General features: G+C 46.9%; 12 protein-coding genes. 5 read left to right on the top strand and 7 right to left on the bottom strand.

Going from position 1 to position 16,824, the window contains the following annotated elements:
- Positions 1-94: 94 nt before the first annotated feature.
- The 3 genes from cobA to nirB are packed head-to-tail and all read right to left on the bottom strand — an operon-like array spanning position 95 to position 3,690.
- Positions 95-871: a uroporphyrinogen-III C-methyltransferase gene (gene cobA / locus DFP97_RS09325; protein ID WP_114379727.1), complete on the bottom strand. Its 777-nt coding sequence runs from the start codon at positions 869-871 to the stop codon at positions 95-97.
- Between the two features lie 49 nt (positions 872-920).
- Positions 921-1,235: a nitrite reductase small subunit NirD gene (gene nirD, locus DFP97_RS09320; RefSeq protein ID WP_114379726.1), complete on the bottom strand. Its 315-nt coding sequence runs from the start codon at positions 1,233-1,235 to the stop codon at positions 921-923.
- Positions 1,236-1,248: 13 nt separating this feature from the next.
- Positions 1,249-3,690, bottom strand: coding sequence for a nitrite reductase large subunit NirB (gene nirB / locus DFP97_RS09315; RefSeq protein WP_114379725.1), 2,442 nt, complete (start codon positions 3,688-3,690; stop codon positions 1,249-1,251).
- 312 nt (positions 3,691-4,002) lie between these two features.
- On the opposite strand from nirB, the gene DFP97_RS09310 reads away from it, so the two are divergent.
- Both DFP97_RS09310 and DFP97_RS09305 read left to right on the top strand, forming a co-directional pair.
- Positions 4,003-4,608, top strand: coding sequence for an ANTAR domain-containing response regulator (locus tag DFP97_RS09310; protein ID WP_114379724.1), 606 nt, complete (start codon positions 4,003-4,005; stop codon positions 4,606-4,608).
- A 12-nt stretch (positions 4,609-4,620) separates the two neighbouring features.
- The gene (locus DFP97_RS09305; RefSeq protein ID WP_114379723.1) at positions 4,621-5,667 is read left to right on the top strand and encodes an anthranilate phosphoribosyltransferase; all 1,047 of its coding nucleotides are present in this window, start codon (positions 4,621-4,623) and stop codon (positions 5,665-5,667) included.
- Between the two features lie 149 nt (positions 5,668-5,816).
- On the opposite strand, the gene DFP97_RS09300 is transcribed toward DFP97_RS09305, so the two are convergent.
- The 4 genes from DFP97_RS09300 to DFP97_RS09285 form a co-directional block, all read right to left on the bottom strand.
- Positions 5,817-6,563, bottom strand: a complete 747-nt coding sequence (locus DFP97_RS09300; RefSeq protein WP_114379722.1) for a helix-turn-helix domain-containing protein — start codon at positions 6,561-6,563, stop codon at positions 5,817-5,819.
- A gap of 148 nt (positions 6,564-6,711) precedes the next feature.
- Positions 6,712-7,737, bottom strand: a complete 1,026-nt coding sequence (locus tag DFP97_RS09295) for a glycosyltransferase family 2 protein (protein WP_114379721.1) — start codon at positions 7,735-7,737, stop codon at positions 6,712-6,714.
- A gap of 141 nt (positions 7,738-7,878) precedes the next feature.
- The gene (locus tag DFP97_RS31415) at positions 7,879-8,490 is read right to left on the bottom strand and encodes a CGNR zinc finger domain-containing protein (protein WP_245976037.1); all 612 of its coding nucleotides are present in this window, start codon (positions 8,488-8,490) and stop codon (positions 7,879-7,881) included.
- Positions 8,491-8,531: 41 nt separating this feature from the next.
- Positions 8,532-9,269: an MBL fold metallo-hydrolase gene (locus DFP97_RS09285; RefSeq protein ID WP_114379720.1), complete on the bottom strand. Its 738-nt coding sequence runs from the start codon at positions 9,267-9,269 to the stop codon at positions 8,532-8,534.
- Positions 9,270-9,476: 207 nt separating this feature from the next.
- On the opposite strand from DFP97_RS09285, the gene DFP97_RS09280 reads away from it, so the two are divergent.
- The 3 genes from DFP97_RS09280 to DFP97_RS09270 all read left to right on the top strand — a co-directional run bounded on the left by DFP97_RS09280 (position 9,477) and on the right by DFP97_RS09270 (position 16,744).
- Positions 9,477-11,219 (top strand): ABC transporter ATP-binding protein, encoded by a 1,743-nt coding sequence (locus DFP97_RS09280; RefSeq protein ID WP_114379719.1) that lies wholly within the window; start codon positions 9,477-9,479, stop codon positions 11,217-11,219.
- A gap of 12 nt (positions 11,220-11,231) precedes the next feature.
- Positions 11,232-13,004: an ABC transporter ATP-binding protein gene (locus DFP97_RS09275; protein WP_114379718.1), complete on the top strand. Its 1,773-nt coding sequence runs from the start codon at positions 11,232-11,234 to the stop codon at positions 13,002-13,004.
- 344 nt (positions 13,005-13,348) lie between these two features.
- On the top strand, positions 13,349-16,744 hold the full coding sequence (locus tag DFP97_RS09270; RefSeq protein ID WP_181873429.1) for a chitobiase/beta-hexosaminidase C-terminal domain-containing protein: 3,396 nt from the start codon (positions 13,349-13,351) through the stop codon (positions 16,742-16,744).
- Positions 16,745-16,824 lie beyond the last annotated feature (80 nt).

Raw genomic sequence — 16,824 nt, 5'->3', positions numbered from 1 at the left:
AAATGCAAAGGAAAAAGCCTCTCCCTCGCGTAAATAGCTTTGAAAAGCCGTATAAGCAGAGGAGAGGCTATGATTTATAACTTGTATGAAAAGCTTAACCGATTAACGCAACTGCCTGCTGCTCGGCATGCAGCAGACGATCGCGCACGCGGACGACTTCTCCGATAATAATGAGTGCAGGATTACTAAGCTTAAACGAGACGGCAAGTGTATGAATATCCGCAAGCGTTCCAATAATCGTTCGTTGGCTGGATGTCGTCCCGCGTTCGATTAGAGCGACCGGGGTAGAAGCAGCCTTGCCGTGCTTGAGCAGTTCCTCACGGATAGAAGGGAGCTGGCTAACGCCCATATAAACAGCTAATGTATCGACGCTATGCGCAAGTAAGTCCCAACGGATGGGCGACTTGTCACCATGGCAGCGGCTGCCTGTCACACAAGCGAAGGAAGCAGCATATTCGCGGTGCGTAACCGGGATGCCCGCGGCAGCGGCAGCGCCGATTGCCGACGTGATGCCGGGAACAATCTCATACGGTATGCCCAATGAAGCAAGTTCGAGCGCTTCCTCAGCGCCCCGCCCAAAAACGAAAGGGTCGCCGCCCTTCAAGCGGACGACATTCTTTCCTTCCAAAGCAAAGTCAACTAGCGTTTGGTTGATAAGCTGCTGCGGCATGGCATGCGAGCCAGGCGCTTTGCCGCAATAGACCAGCTTCGCATCGGAGCGGGCATAGCCTAGCAATTCCTCGCTTGCCAGCCGGTCGTACAATATAACGTCGGCGAGCTGAATGCGGCGCATCGCTTTGATAGTAATGAGTTCTGGATCACCCGGGCCGGCTCCCACAATATAGACTGTGCCTGTCGCTGCTTTTCTCATAGCGTGCTCCTTTCAGCAGGTTTTACCTACGTTATTTTTTAAGTTTCTATTAAACCGTTACATAAATGGAGCCGCTCTCGCGGTCGATTTCCGTTTCGAAAGTCGTTACGCAGCCGTCGTCAGGCTCTTGCACTTGGCCGCTGCGCAGGTCAATCTTCCAATCGTGAAGCGGACAGTGTACGGTCGTGCCGCACACCATCCCTTCCGAAAGCTGTCCGTTCTTATGCGGGCAACGGTTTTCAACGGCAAGCACGCTGTCGTCAGTCAGTCGGAATACGGCGATTTCAATGTCATTATATTTAATTTTGCGTGAGCCTTTCACATCAATGTCGGAAAGGTTGGCTACATATAATTTCGTTGTCATAGGTGAACCCCTCCTATATTTGAACCGGCTGTACGCCGTTCAATTGCTCGAAATTTTTACGCAGGTCATCGGTTTCGATGATTTGCTTCCATGGATCGGTCGTAAGGCTGAGCGTTTTCTCGATACGTTCTTTGAGAGCAAGACGGTCCTCGCGTTTCTCCAGTGCTTTCTTAACGGAGTCAAGTCCGACGCGCTCAACCCATTGAGAGGTACGCTCGTTCCACTGTGCATTCTCACGGTAATATTGCAAGAAGGCGGATGACCATTCCATAACCTCATCCTCTGTTTTGACAATGCATAGAAGATCTGTCGCGCGTACCTTCACACCGCCGTTGCCGGCTACATGGAGCTCCCAGCCGCCATCTATGGCTACTACACCGAAATCTTTAATCGTTGCTTCCGCACAATTTCGCGGGCAACCGGATACGGCGAGCTTCACTTTGGCCGGCGTGTTCAAGCGTTCGAATGCTTTCTCCATTTGGATACCCATACTGATCGAATCCTGCGTACCGAACCGGCAAAATGTCGAGCCGACACATGTTTTAACCGTACGCAGCGTTTTTCCGTAAGCATGGCCGGAAGGCATATCGAGCTCTTCCCAAATTTTCGGCAGATCTTCTTTTTTCACGCCGAGCAGGTCAAGACGTTGACCCCCTGTAAATTTAACCATCGGTACGTCGAATTTCTCAGCAACCTCAGCAATCTTTTTCAGGTCGGCTGGTGACGTTACTCCGCCGTAAATACGAGGGACGACCGAATACGTCCCATCCTTCTGAATATTTGCGTGGAAGCGTTCATTTGTGATGCGGGATTCCTTCTCATCGACGTATTCTTCCGGATACAGCATGCCGAGGTAGTAGTTAAGTGCAGGACGGCACTTCGAGCAGCCTTCCGGGTTGTGCCATTCCAGCACGTTCATTACCTCTTTGGTGCTCATGAGACGCATCCGCGTAATTTCTTCAACAATCTCGTCTCTGCTAAGCGGCGTACATCCGCAAATGCCTTCCTTCACCGCTTCGCCTACGGAATCGCCTGCGTAAAGGTGCAGCAATCCTTCGACTTGAGGCTTACAGCCTCCGCATGAAGCGGATGCTTTCGTGCATGCTTTGATGGAGCCGACCGTATTGCAGCCTTTATTCAAAATAGCATCGGCAATCGTTCCTTTCGAAACGCCGTTACATCCGCAAATAATCTCGTCATCCGCCATCGCTTCAAGCCGGTTTCCGCCGGAGGATTTACCGAGCAGATCGGATGAAATACCGAGCAGTATTTCTTTCTCGCGCCCGGCAACGGATTCGCCGCTCTTAATAGTTGCGAATAATTCAGAGCCGTCAGATGTATCACCGAAAAGTACCGCGCCGACAAGCTTGCCGTCTTGAATAACGATCTTCTTATATGTGCCGGCCATATCGTCCTGAATCTTCAGCGAGCGTGTGCCTGGAGCTTCATCAAATCGTCCTGCCGAGAAAACGTCAACGCCGGATACTTTAAGCTTCGTTGAGGTAACCGAACCTTGATAGCCTGCAGTCTCGACGCCAACCAGATGCTTTGCGAGTACAGCCCCTTGTTCATACAATGGAGCAACCAAGCCGTAAGCAATGCCCCGGTGCTCGGCACATTCACCAACGGCATAAATGCCGGGCACGCTCGTCTGCATAAAATCATCCACGATGATACCGCGGTTTACTTCGATGCCGGATGCTTTCGCGAGCTCGATGTTCGGCTTAATACCGACAGCCATGACAACTAAATCGCCATCGACTTCGGTGCCATCGGCGAAGACCAGCCCGGAAGCGCGTTTTTTGCCTTTAATGGATGCCGTACTCTTCTGAAGCAGAAATTGCATGCCTTGCGCTTCCAGCTCGCGCTGCAGCATCTTAGCTGCGGCTTCGTCCAATTGTCGTTCCATCAAATAGTTGAAGATATGAACGACGTTTACTTCCATACCCAGATGCAGAAGGCCTCGGGCTGCTTCAAGTCCGAGCAAGCCGCCGCCGATCACGACCGCTTTCTTATATTTTTTGGAGGCATCGATCATGATTTCACAATCGTTAATATCGCGGAATGCGATTACGCCTTCCTTATCCGCGCCGGGAAGCGGCAGCATGAACGGATTAGAGCCAGTCGCGATAATAACGGCATCGTAATCGACTTCAATGCCCAAATGCGATGTAACCTTTTTGTTCTCCGTATCAATTTTCGTTACCTTGTGACCTGTATGCAGCGTAATATTATTTTCTTTGTACCAATCCCAGTCGTTTATGACGATTTCTTGCATATCTGCGCCGCCTGCCAAGACGGAGGAAAGCATAATGCGGTTATAGTTAGGATGCGGCTCAGCGCCGAAAATGGTAATGTCATAGCTTTCAGGAGAAAGCTTAATGAGATGTTCAACTGCCCGAACCCCTGCCATACCGTTACCGATTAAAACTAATTTCTTCTTAGTTATAGTCATTGTATTTGTCTCCTCTCAATCTCTGCATGCGCGAAAAATAATAAAAGCCTGCTCCGAATCATGGGAAAACGTACGTCTCCCATGAAAACGAAAGCAGGCTTCTTTGCCGCTACAAACAAATACACCGTTGTATTCGCCAATAATATAATGTTATTACATTAATAATACACCGGGTTTTAAAGTCATGTCAATATACTTGACATGAAAAATCTTGGATATCGACAAAATTGCAATTTGTATGTTATATATAGTAACAAAAGTATCAGCTGGTGCTCGTGATTGCTAAAGTTGAATAGGAGGGAGCGCTTCAAAATGCGTTCTTTGTTAGTGGTCGATCATCCAATGACAGAGTCGGAACTTCAGTCGGAACAGCTTTCCAAAAAGCTTACGCCCAAATATATTCTGGAGGCTTACGGTTACCAAGTCATCCGTGCAAACGATGAGAAGAAGGCTGAGCTGCAAATGAGCAGCGCAGACGCTCTCATCCTTCATCTGCCGCTCGATGCGGTTAAAGCCTGGGGAACAAAGCTTCTTAAGCAGAAGACAATTCCGTTACTTTGGTGGTGCAGTGCATCAACCGCTTCTTTATCTTTAGCTTTTTGCGAGGATGATGTGCCTGTCGACGGCATTCTAACTCCATCCATGGGTGAGCAAGAGCTGCATTGGGCGCTGCATTTCGGCTCGAAGCAATGCTTCGAGAGACAGCAATGGCTCAATGAGCGCAAACAGCTGGAGGGCCGGCTAGAGGAACGGAAATGGATTGATATGGCAAAGGGGATCCTTTGCAAAATCAAAAATATTTCTGAAGCGGAAGCCTATGACGTACTTCGCAAGCAAGCAATGAATGAACGAAAGCGAATGGTTGATGTCGCAACGTCAATTGTCAAGGTATATCAAATCCTTCAGGATCAAAAATAAGGGGGCGTTGCGATGATTACGAATTTATTGAAGGAAGTCGCCCGGGGAAAACGGGGCGCTCGCGATTTGAACTATGAAGAGTCGCTGCAAGCAGCTGATTCCATCATTAATCTAAAAGCTACCCCTGCACAAATAGGAGCTTTTTTTATAGCTGAACGGATAAAAATGGAAAGTGTAGAAGAAATTGAAGCTTTCGTCTCGGTTTGCCGAAAGCATGCCTATCGTGTTCCGGTGCAGCAAGGTCTTGATTGCGCCGGCCCTTACGACGGCCGGAAAAAAACGTTCTTTGCTACGTTTCCGACAGCATTCCTTCTCGCTGCCGCCGGGCTTCCGGTTACGCTGCACGGAACGGGGTCCCTTCCTCCGAAATGGGGAGTTACGCTGCAGGATTTGTTGTATGAATCGGGGATAGACGCCGATCAGACTTCACGTGATCAAATCATTCAAGCGGCAACAGAAACGGGTGTGCTGTATGTTCCTGCTGAACAATGGTGCCCGCCGCTCAAGGAATTGCGGTCGATCAGGGTAGAGCTAGGCATGCGTACGGTACTTAACACAGCCGAGAAGCTAATTGATTTTTCCCACTCTCCTTATTTAATATTTGGCGTTTACCATAATACTGTTTTTGAACGAATGGCCAAATTAACGACTAATTTACAATACAAAAAAGCGCTCATTGTTCAAGGAATGGAAGGCTCCGAGGATCTGTTCATTGAGCGCCCGACTCGAACGTATATCGTTGAGAATGGCGAATCCAGTCTTCACATTATTGATCCTGACACCTATGGCTTAGAGACGTCCGTGCCTGAAATGGATTGGACGCCCGTTGAGCAATTGTGTGTCTCAGAATCGGTTTTGCAGGGAAGAGGGCATCTCGCTTTCGTCAATCAAGTGATGCTTAATGCGGCTGTAAGGCTGCGGCTGGCGGAGAAGGTTGACTCGGTCGAGGAAGGGTTATATACGTGTAAAGATTTGCTCGATAACGGTGCTGCGTGGGAGCTGTATAGCAAATGGCAAAACATGATGCGCAGCGAAAGTAAACTGCATTGCCGTAGTTAATAAGATGGGAAATAGCCTGAGGCTGTCGAGTTCTTCGACAGCCTCTGTTGTGCTTTTTTGTTTTTTTTAAAAAAAGTGGAACTTAGAACGTATTCGCTGAGAGTCGAATCCACTGCACAAACTGCAATGGATTCGTGTCAGAGTTCGTTTTAGGAAGACAAATTGGTAAAAGAACGGACGAGCTTGTTGAGCAGCTCAGGCGGCAGGAAGGGTGCCAATCCAGAAAGCTGAATAGGTGTAAGGCTTTCGAGATCCATACGTTCGATAAGTTGGGATATTTCAACGAAAGGTGCTAACGTATGAACGGTATCCCAATCAAGACTAGATTCCTCTACGCGATCTAATAACCGCCTCAGTGTGTCTTGACCAAGAAACGGAGCTAGTGCGATGATCTGGTTAGTATGAAAGGCAGTATCTCCTATTTTATCGACTAGTTCTTCTGATGCAGATCTGCCGATAAAGGGAGCCAGTGAAAGCAAATCGAACCAACTTATTTCTTCTGCTATTTGTCCAACCATCTCCTCCAGCGTTTCTTTGGGAAGAAATGGAGCCAAGCTTTTTACATGATCGATTGAAAATTGCTTTTGTAATATCTGTTCTGTGTGAGCCGTTGAATTTGCTGCCGATTCAGTTGACGCTAGATCACTGGAATTGCTGAATGCAGGTATAGAACTAGCGATTGCATAGGCTTCTCCGCCATTCAAAAGTGTATCAATTGAAACGTTTAGGAGCTTGGCTAGCTCGGGTAGAAGCGCAACGTCAGGCAGGGATTCTCCGCGCTCCCACTTGGATACAGCCTGATGACTAATCGTAAGCAGACCAGCCAGCTCTGCTTGGGTGTAGTCCATTCTCTTTCTCTGCCCCGAAATGAATGCTCCGATTTTTTGCATGTCCATAAAGGTGTATCCTCCAATATAAGGTTTGCAAAACCGCGCGATTTGCTATATCCAACGTACCATAGGCTATATCCAAAGCCAATCAGCGGTTGGTTGAAAAGCATAACGAGCAACGTACAATCCCTTTCAACCAGCGGTTGAATGGAAGTTAAGCTTTGTATGAAGCAGAACGGGGAGGATGAAACTCTATGTCATATATTAACGAATAAAATTTATATTTTAGCGCTAAATAATATATATATTCCTTCAAGTTGTTGCATTTGTAGAAGAATCCGATCTCCTTTGCGCTGTCTTTAAACATGTCATAATGAACAATTCTGGCAAGATCTGATTTTTTACTGCCGGCGGGATTGTTTTTTAAATTGTTGACGAGCATTCTATATATCGATTTCAAATAATAATTAGCCATGTCTTTTCTATAATGATCGTTTTGCAGCAAGCCCCAATGGTCTGAAAGACGTTTTCTGATTGTGTACTGCAGTTGCAAGCTGCTTTCTAGAAGGGGTTTATAGGGGGAGCTCATTATGCTGTCCGGATTATTAACGGTGTAGAAATATAACGGATCAGGGATGGCGATTACCCGTTCGGAACGCAGCAACGCCTCCAAGTTGAAAATGGTATCTTCGCCAACAGCTATTTTTTCATGGAAGCGAATTTTGTTTTGTTGAAGAAGATTTCGACTGTACAAGTTTTTCCAAACGAAGCATAAGTCGTTATTCGAATGGACATAAGTTGAGCTGAGCACCAGATCCTTCCCGTTCATTAGCGTTTGCAGCTTAAATGCTGGAGGTTTGAGTCGGTTCGTTGGAACGGTCTGGTATCCGCCGATGACGGCGTCGCAATGATGCTCTTCTGCAACAGCATACAGCTTGACGAAATATAGCTCGGATATCTCATCATCGGGATCAATAAATGCTATATATTTACCTGTGGCCGCCTCAATGCCGGTATTTTTAGCGCTGCTTACGCCAACGTTAGGTTTATGGATAACTTTAATTCGTGTATCCTTGGCAGCATAATCCTCGCAAATAACTCCGCACTCATCGGATGAGCCGTCGTTTACGAGTATGAGCTCAAAAGAAAAGAAGGGCTGATGAAGGATGCTGTTTATACATCGGTGCAACCATTTCTGGGCGTTATAAATTGGAACGATTACACTAATGGCATAGTCCATACATTTCACCCCGGATGTGATCTATTGATCGCAGTGCTTCCCAGTACGGATTCAAGTAAGTAAATGATACCATATTCGTTATTAAGAACAAAACATAAGTTTAAATTAGATAATACGCTTATTGATAAAACCGATTTAAAATCAAGCTTTATCCGTAGGCATGGGTGCAAGGTTCCGCATTCTTTTCTTTGCATAAAATTCAGCCGCTTTGTGGCGGTTGCCGCAAATTTCCATGCTGCACCATCGTCTCTTGCCACTCTTCGATGTATCTAAGAAATGTAGGATGCATTCTTCATGTTCGCACTTCCGAATTCGGTCTGTAGGATAGGTGTCTAATGTATCGAAGATAGAGCGTATTACTCGATATAGCACTTGATCGACAGTGGTTTTCCCTTCATAGTTCAGGGAAGGTTGCCCTTCTATACTGGTAACAACAGTAACTATGGATAATTGTTCGGCTCGTTCTTTAAGAGAGATAAATACGTCTTCTGAAAGCTTGGCTTGATGTTCCAAACTGGATAACGCCTCCATGCAAATTCTTCGGAGGGATGTGAGTTCGGCGCAGATTTGGCTGAGCGAATCCGAACCTGGCGGAGAGTCAGGCAACCGAAGCAGGTGATTGGTTTCTAACCAATGGAGAGCGTTTGTTTGATCCATTAGAACATCTTGAAGCTGTTTATTGTGAATGAAGCGGGTATTGACCAAGTTCAGCCATATGCTTCCCCCTAGTAAAAAGAGAGAGTGATCCATCATTAACCATCTCCTGTAATTCTGGTTGGGATAAAAGGATTAAATCATAGTGTAATCGTATCCTTTACATCTAATATTGCCAATTTCATTGTATTTTTGGCGGCAGTTCTTAAGCGATCGAGAAGGTTTGGCGCCTGCTGGTAGACGGGGGGGTGATGGATAGTTCCGTAATGAATAGGAATAAGTGTGTTCGCCCCCAAAATATTTGCGGCCGATACCGCTTGTTCGGGTGTCAGACAAATCGGTTGCCCGCTCGGGGTGAGCCCTGGAAGTTCGATGACAGCTCCGTTTACCGGCAAGCACGCCGCGTCGAAAGGACCGAATGTCTTGGCAAATTTCCACCAGTAACCGTGCCATAAGGTGTCTCCGCAATGAATAACTTTTTTCTCCCCATCCTCTACAATCCAGGCCACTTGAGGATCTCCTACCCCATCGACGGATTGGGCAGCTGTGACGGTAAACGCCCCTACCTGGAACGAATCTTCAGGGAAAACCCCACGAATGTCTTTCAATTTGCCAGAGCTGGTGAGATGAAGAGCTTCCGCAGGAACGTATACAGGAATATCTTCTCCATAATAAGTCGCGATAGCTTCAGGGTCAAAGTGATCGCCGTGTTGATGCGTAATTAGGACTGCATCCACTGCCCCGAATTCATCCAACGGATAGAGCGAATCGTGAGGCTGGCCAAATTTGGATGGGAAATTAAACAACGGATCGATAACTATTGCAGTTGTTCCGGATATCAAACGAATACCTGCCCATGGGAGCTTCTGAATGTTCATTGCAACTCATCCCTCTCAGTTATTTTATAACCTGTATAAACATTTATTAATGGTTATATTTTCATCTTACTGCAAGTTGTTATAACTTGTAAATAGTTATTTTTAAGGTTATAAATAAATAGCCCAAAGACTGTCGTAGACTTGGAACGGAAGAAACTGTAAAATCATATTTGTGTGTACCGAAATAAGGGAGAGAGGGAGAATATCATGTCTTTTGTAACACGCTTGAGATGGTTTTTCAAAGATAGATGGGGCAGCTATGCGATTGCCGTCGGGTTAATGTCGCTTGTCAGCCTGCTGTCGACGATACCGCCGAATTTAATCGGTAAAACGGTCGACAATATTAAGGACGGGCAGCTGACGGCCTCCGGATTAACGCAGACGGTACTGCTTCTTATCGGGCTTTCCTTACTTCTATACGTGCTGGTTTATATATGGATAACAACGTTGTTCGGTAATTCCGCACTTATAGAGAAGCTGCTAAGAGGAAGGCTGCTAGCTCATTTGACGAAGATGAAGCCGGCTTTCTTCCAGCGCAACAGTACGGGACAGCTGATGGCATTAGCTACCAATGATATATTAGCGATTGGACAAACCGCTGGTTACGGCGTCATGACGCTCGTTAATACGCTCGTTGGAGCTTCGGTTGTCGTCGTGATGATGATCTCGCTGGTCAGCTATAAATTAATGATAGCGGCGTTAATTCCGCTGCCTCTTCTTGCAGTAGTGATAAACAAGCTGGGCAAAAAAGTAAGAACCCGTTTCCTCGATGCCCAAGCGTCCTTCGGAAAAATGAACGACCACGCGCTTGAGTCTATATCGGGTATCCGAGTCATACGTTCCTATGTGCAGGAGAACAATGATTTAGAAGCGTTCGATAAGGTGACCTCGGAGGTTATGGACAAGAACAAGCGGGTATCGATACTGAACGCACTTTTTCAGCCGCTTATTTCCTCGATCGTCGGAGTAAGCTACTCCATTGGCATTGGGTATGGCTCTTATCTTGTTTTTCAAGATGAAATTTCGTTAGGTCAGCTTATCTCTTTCAACATTTATTTGGGCATGCTGATATGGCCAATGATTTCTTTCGGCGAGTTTATTAATGTGCTGCAGCGCGGAAGCGCCTCGGCCGACCGTCTGGATACGGCATTGACGCAAAAGCCGGATTTGCAGGATGCCGATAAGCCGATAGCCATTGAAGTTCCAACATCTATTGAAATGAAACAATTAACGTTTACTTATCCGACGGCCAGTCATCCTAGTCTTGATCATGTTTCCTTCCGTTTGGAGCGGGGGCAAACGCTTGGCATTGTAGGGAAAACGGGAAGCGGTAAGAGTACGCTGCTCAAGCAGCTGCTTCGCCAATATCCGGTTGACCGGGAGAAGCTGATGATAGCCGGCGTTCCAGTCGAACGAATTGCTGTAGATCAGATGAAGCGTTGGATTGCCTACGTGCCGCAGGAGCATTTGCTTTTATCCAAATCAATACGGGATAATATCGCGCTTGGTAAGCCGGATGCATCGCCGGAGGAAATCGCAAGAGCGATACAAATGGCTTCTTTTACCGAGGATATTGCGCAAATGCCAGAAGGGCTGGAGACGATTGTGGGGGAAAACGGCGTCATGCTCTCGGGCGGGCAGAAGCAGCGTCTGGCCATTGCAAGGGCGCTTCTTATAGATTCGGAAATTCTGCTGCTTGACGATTCCTTATCAGCTGTCGATGCACGAACCGAAAGCCGCATTCTTCATCACATCCGGCTCGAGCGTGCGGGTAAGACGACTCTGATATCGACGCACCGTCTCTCCGCGGTCAGCCATGCGGACTGGATTATCGTATTGAACGATGGACGAATTATAGAAGAAGGCACGCATGACGAGCTGATGCTGTTCGGCGGCTGGTACAAGGAACAATGGGAGCGGCAGCAGATGGAAGCGAGTTTGGAAGAATGAGGAGGCTCTAAAATGCCAAAGCAATCGACGGCGGGAAGACTATTCGCATATGCTCTCGTCTATAAGTTTAGAATTATCGGCGCGCTGCTTATTCTTTGCTGTGCGGTAGGCGCTGAGCTGGGCGGACCTTTTATTATCAAAACGATTATAGATAAGCATTTGGCTGCCGACACAGGGGAACTGGTGCCTGTGCTTTGGTTGATAGCCCTTTATATGGGGCTGCTGCTTGTTGCGAGTATAGGGAATTTTACGCAATCCTACTTGCTGCAGTCTACCGCTCTGCAGATCATTAAAAACATGCGGATGGACTTGATGCGGCATATTCAGCGGATTCCGCTGCGTTATTTTGACAATACCCCGATTGGGCAAATCGTATCGAGAATAGCTAACGATACGGAGGCTGTCCGGGATTTGTTTATGAGCTTTATGGCAACCTTCGTCGTGAGCTTTGTACAGCTTGTCGGTATTTTTACGGCGTTGTTTATTTTGGATGTGCGGCTGGCTTTGTTCTGCTTGCTTCTTCCTCCGATTTTCGCACTGATTATGGTTATTCATTTAAAATACTCCAAGGGGTATATCACGGTTATGCGCGCCCGTCTAAGCGATATGAACGCGATGATAAATGAATCGATTGCCGTCATGCCGATTATTCAGGCTTTCCGCCGGGAGAAGCTGACGGTTGACGAGTTTGAGGTGTTGAATGAGGACCGTTATGTGAATCAAATTAAACAATTTAGAGTGTTCTCTTTATCCTCCCGTAATATCGTCGGGACGATCGGCAGCCTGGTGACAGCTCTTGTTATATGGTATTTTGGCCGGGCTTCGCTGGAGGGCGTTATTTTGTTCGGTGTGTTTTTCGCTTTTATCGATTATTTGGGTCGTATCTTCCAGCCGATTATCGGCATTTTCGATCAGCTGACGAATGCGCAGAGAGCGTTTGTTTCCGCTGAGAAGGTGTTTGCGATTTTGGATTTGGAGGGCATGGAGGTCGAGCAGGCCGATCAGGTAAAGCGTCCGGAAGGTATAGTGAAATTTGATAACGTCACGTTTGCATATAAAACAGGAGAAAATGTGCTGAAGGGTATTTCGTTCGAGGCCCGCCGAGGAGAGACGGTCGCGTTAGTCGGCCACACAGGTTCAGGGAAGAGCTCGATCATGAATCTTCTGCTTGGCTTCTATGAACCGGACAAAGGTACGATCTCGATTGACGGTCAGGATATCTCCGGGCTGTCCAAACAGGCGCTGCGCAAGCATATGGGCATTGTATTGCAGGATCCGTATTTATTTGCCGGAGATATTAAATTCAATGTAAGCCTCTATAATAAGGACATCTCGATCGATCGCGTAAAAAGCGTGCTGAAGGACGTCGGCGCGGCGCCGTTCATCGAGCAGCTGCCGGGCGGTTATGACGAGCAGGTAGTGGAGCGGGGAAGCACGTTGTCTTCAGGCCAACGGCAGCTCATTTCATTTGCCAGGGCGCTGGCGTTTGATCCATCGATTCTTATACTGGATGAGGCGACAGCGAGCATTGACAGCGAAACGGAAGGACTCATACAACAAGCGCTGCGAGTCGTCAGCGAAGGCCGTACGACGCTGGTCATTGCGCATAGGTTGTCTACGATTCGTGAAGCGGATCTCATTCTCGTCCTCCATCGCGGCGAAATAGTCGAGCGCGGTACGCATGATACGCTGATGGCGATTGAAGGCAGATACTATAAAATGTATCAGCTGCAAAAAGGCGAGAAGGCTCCTGCGGTAACAGTAGAAGAGATGAAACACGCGTAAATTGCACTGAAATTCATGGAATATGTGACGTAGATATTATTCGGTGAGTGATATCTACTAATCAATAAGTTTTATGTTAGTTTACATGACATTAAATAAATGGCTCAAACGGCTTGGGCCCAAAGCTGAAGAATCCCCTTACTGAGATAATGCAAACAGTCTTCTTACCGGATGGCGTGCATGGTTTGTAGTAAGGGGATTTTCGTTGCATGCGTGAACAAATGTTCATGTTTACTAGAACTTAATTTCTTTTTGATGCTCTGATGACATTATTTCACTACTCTATTAAAGGCATGGGTTTCTATTTTTTACTATTTCCGGATTGCGAGAGGAGAGAAAATAAAATGCAGTATTTGATGAGACGCATACAGAGACATACCTGCATGATGTTGGCAGCGCTTATTTTAATTAGTGGTTCTTTGGGGAGCCTCGGTCAGCCGATTAATGCAGCGGGGGCTGGGCATGTCGTCATTTCGCAAGTGTATGGCGGCGGAGGTAATGGTACTGGGGCGTCCTTTAAACAAGATTTCATTGAGCTATATAATCCGACGGATGAAGAGATTACCTTAGACGGGATGAAGTTGATTTATGCTTCGGCAACGGGAGCTTGGCCGACTTCTGGAAACAACCTTATGCCTTTATCAGGGAAGATAGGGCCAGGTAAATATTATTTGACCCAGCAGGCTTCCGGAACCGATACAACTGTTCCCAACTTGCCAAGTCCGGATGCCACGGGAACTCTAAGCATGGCGGGAGCAAGCGGCAAGGTAAAGCTAGTGGGTAGCGATGGTGCCGCCATTGATTTGGTTGGTTACGGCTCGGCTAATGAATTCGAGGGTACTGGTCCTACCGGCACACTGCTTACCAATGTTACAGCGGCTATCCGAAAGCCGTCGAATATTGCAGAAACAAGTAGAGATCAGGATACGGATGACAACAGCGTTGATTTTACGACGGGTACTCCGTCACCGCGCAACTCGGCTTACGGTAGTGTGGTAGAGAACGTACAAGCACAGCCGGGCTCGGGGATCGTAGCGCAAGGCGATCAAGTAACATTGATGTCTCCGACTCCGGGAGCAAGTATTTACTACAGAGTAAATGCGGCTAGTCCTTCTGATGAATACGTTCTGTATAGTACTCCAATTACGATTAATCAAGCCGCAACGATTGAGACTTACGCCGCCAAAGAGGGCATGGCTGACAGCTCGACGGTTACTTATAGCTATACGATAAGCGGTGTTACATCTATAGCAGAAGCACGTATTTTGGCAGATAATACGAACTCACTTATCGAGGGAACAGTTACTTACAAAGAAGTGACGGGCGGACAGGTCAATTTGTACGTTCAGGATGAAACAGCGGGCATCGTTGTACGAGGTCCTGGATTAACGGCAGAAACCGGAGATAAAATTAAAGCTTCAGGAACGGTGAAGCAGTATTTCGGATTGGCGCAGCTTCTAGTGGAAACTAGTAACGTCACAATTACGGAAGATAATGCGGGAGTTCCTGTAAGCCAGCTTATCCAATCGACCGGAATGGGTGAGAGCGTTGAAGCGGAATTCGTTTCGGTGGAAAACGTGACGGCGGGCGCAGCAAATGCGTTCAATGAATTCACGGTTACGGACGATAAAGGCACTTTTATTATTAAATCCCCTTATCTCGAGTCAGGAGAAAAGTACGAGCGCATAAATGGCGTTGTTACGTATGCTTTTAATAATTACATGCTAGTTCCTCGCTCTTCTTCCGACGTTATCAAGAAAGTCGTTTCTGTCATAGCAAGTCCTTCACCGAGCGGACTTGTTCAAGCGGGAACGGCTGTAACGTTAAATACTCCTGCAGAGGGAGGGAAGATTTATTATACGACAGATGGCAGCGAGCCAACGGCAGTTGAAGCAAATGAATATCAAACAGCAATAACGATTGAGACGGATACAATCATCAAAGCGATTGTCGTTGCAGGCGATGTAACAAGCGAAGTGTTCACTTTCTCGTATACCCTACAAAAAACGTACGATAATTTAAAAATACATGATATCCAAGCTGCAACACATCTATCTCCATATGCCGGCCATATTGTAACGGGGGTAGAAGGCATTATTACAATGAAAAGAAGCGACGGCAAATGGTTCCTTCAGGGGGCAGATGTGGACTCGGATGAGATTGATTCCACATCAGAGGCTATTCTAATCGAGCCGAAAGTATCTGTCTCTTTGAATGTAGGAGATAAGGTTACACTGACAGGTACAGTACTTGAGGTAAAAGAAGAAGGCTATGCTGATGCGAAGGACTTGACGACGACACAAATCACCGTTTCAGCAATATCGGTTCTTTCGAACGGCAATGATTTGCCTTTGCCGGTTATCATTGGCGCAGACCGCATTCAGCCTACTATCACCATTGATAATGACGGCATGAGAAAGTTTGATCCTAAAAAGGATGCATTGGATTTTTATGAGAGCCTGGAAGGCATGCGTGTCCAGTTGAATGATGCCCGCATCGTAGGCCCATTCAACTACGAAACGCCAGTTGTGCTGGGAGAACAGCCTGCTTCAACCGTTATGACACCATCCGGCGGCATTATATTGACGGGGAAAGGCCTGAATCCGCAACGTATTCTCATTGCAAAAGAGCCGGCCCAAAAAGTTAAAACAGGCGATAAGTTCAACGATTCGATTATTGGCGTTATGTCTTATGATTTTAGCAATTATAAAGTCATTCCGGAGAGCTTGCCTGAAATAACAGCTAGCACGATCTCGAGAGAAGTTACTTCTCTAGAAGCTAGCGATGATAAGCTGACTGTCGCTTCGTTCAATATTGAAAATTTCTGGAACAATCCAAGCAGAGCGGAAACCACTCGCAAAAATAACATTGCTAAATCAATTGTAACGAACTTGAAAAGTCCTGATATCGTCGCGCTTATCGAAGTACAGGATAACAACGGTACGAAGAATGACGGTACTACGGATGCGAGTGCAAGCTTCGAGGCGCTAATTGCAGCCATCTCGGCAAACGGCGGACCCGCATATAGCTACACCGATATAGCGCCTATGAATAACGAAGATGGCGGAGCACTTGGCGGCAATATCCGAGTCGGATACCTTTACAACCATGACCGCGTAACATTGGTAGAAAAGACACTTGGGAAAGGTGACGCAACGACGGCTGTTAGTTACGGGGCGGAAGGGTTGTCTCACAATCCGGGAAGAATCGATCCGACGAACGTAGCGTTCGAGGATTCGCGAAAGCCGCTTGCGGCTGAATTTGAATTTCAAGGCGAGAAGGTTATTGTGATCGCTAACCACTTTAATTCCAAAGGTGGCGACGAAGCGCCTTTTGGAGCTGTGCAGCCGTTGCCGGAAATTTTAGGCAGTGAGATGCAAAGGCATAAAATTGCTAAGGTCGTTAACAGCTTTGTACAATCGATTTATGAAAAAAATGCGAAAGCAAACGTCATTTTGCTCGGTGATTTGAATGACTTCCAATTTTCGAAGACACTAGAGCTTACGAAAGGCAACAGGCTAACGAACTTAGTGGATGCATTGCCGGAGAAGGAGCGCTATTCCTACATTTATCAAGGGAATTCGCAGACTTTGGATCATATACTGGTGGATAAGAAGCTGGCGAAATACTCGAGCCTTGACATCGTTCACATTAATGCCGACTTTGACGCATCACAAGGGCGCGTCAGCGATCATGATCCGCTGCTTGTTCAAGTGGATCTTGCTGCTAGCCAGTATTAGAATTCAAAGTAATAAATAGAATTTTTTAAAAAAGATCCCCTTCCACATCGAAACGAGTGGAAGGGGATGCTTTTGTTTGT

The organism is Paenibacillus prosopidis, assembly GCF_003337375.1.
Lineage (GTDB): Bacteria > Bacillota > Bacilli > Paenibacillales > Paenibacillaceae > Pristimantibacillus > Pristimantibacillus prosopidis.
Note: the sequence above shows the minus strand (reverse complement) of the source record. Positions and strands in the feature narration are given on the sequence as shown.

Excerpts from the sequence above, each read along its gene's own strand:
- DFP97_RS09295 (WP_114379721.1), bottom strand. The coding sequence starts at position 7,737 with ATGGACTATGCCATTAGTGTAATCGTTCCAATTTATAACGCCCAGAAA.
- cobA (WP_114379727.1), bottom strand. The coding sequence starts at position 871 with ATGAGAAAAGCAGCGACAGGCACAGTCTATATTGTGGGAGCCGGCCCG.
- DFP97_RS09310 (WP_114379724.1), top strand. The coding sequence starts at position 4,003 with ATGCGTTCTTTGTTAGTGGTCGATCATCCAATGACAGAGTCGGAACTT.
- nirB (WP_114379725.1), bottom strand. The coding sequence starts at position 3,690 with ATGACTATAACTAAGAAGAAATTAGTTTTAATCGGTAACGGTATGGCA.
- DFP97_RS09275 (WP_114379718.1), top strand. The coding sequence starts at position 11,232 with ATGCCAAAGCAATCGACGGCGGGAAGACTATTCGCATATGCTCTCGTC.
- DFP97_RS09285 (WP_114379720.1), bottom strand. The coding sequence starts at position 9,269 with ATGAACATTCAGAAGCTCCCATGGGCAGGTATTCGTTTGATATCCGGA.
- DFP97_RS09300 (WP_114379722.1), bottom strand. The coding sequence starts at position 6,563 with ATGGACATGCAAAAAATCGGAGCATTCATTTCGGGGCAGAGAAAGAGA.
- DFP97_RS09270 (WP_181873429.1), top strand. The coding sequence starts at position 13,349 with ATGCAGTATTTGATGAGACGCATACAGAGACATACCTGCATGATGTTG.
- nirD (WP_114379726.1), bottom strand. The coding sequence starts at position 1,235 with ATGACAACGAAATTATATGTAGCCAACCTTTCCGACATTGATGTGAAA.
- DFP97_RS09305 (WP_114379723.1), top strand. The coding sequence starts at position 4,621 with ATGATTACGAATTTATTGAAGGAAGTCGCCCGGGGAAAACGGGGCGCT.
- DFP97_RS09280 (WP_114379719.1), top strand. The coding sequence starts at position 9,477 with ATGTCTTTTGTAACACGCTTGAGATGGTTTTTCAAAGATAGATGGGGC.
- DFP97_RS31415 (WP_245976037.1), bottom strand. The coding sequence starts at position 8,490 with ATGATGGATCACTCTCTCTTTTTACTAGGGGGAAGCATATGGCTGAAC.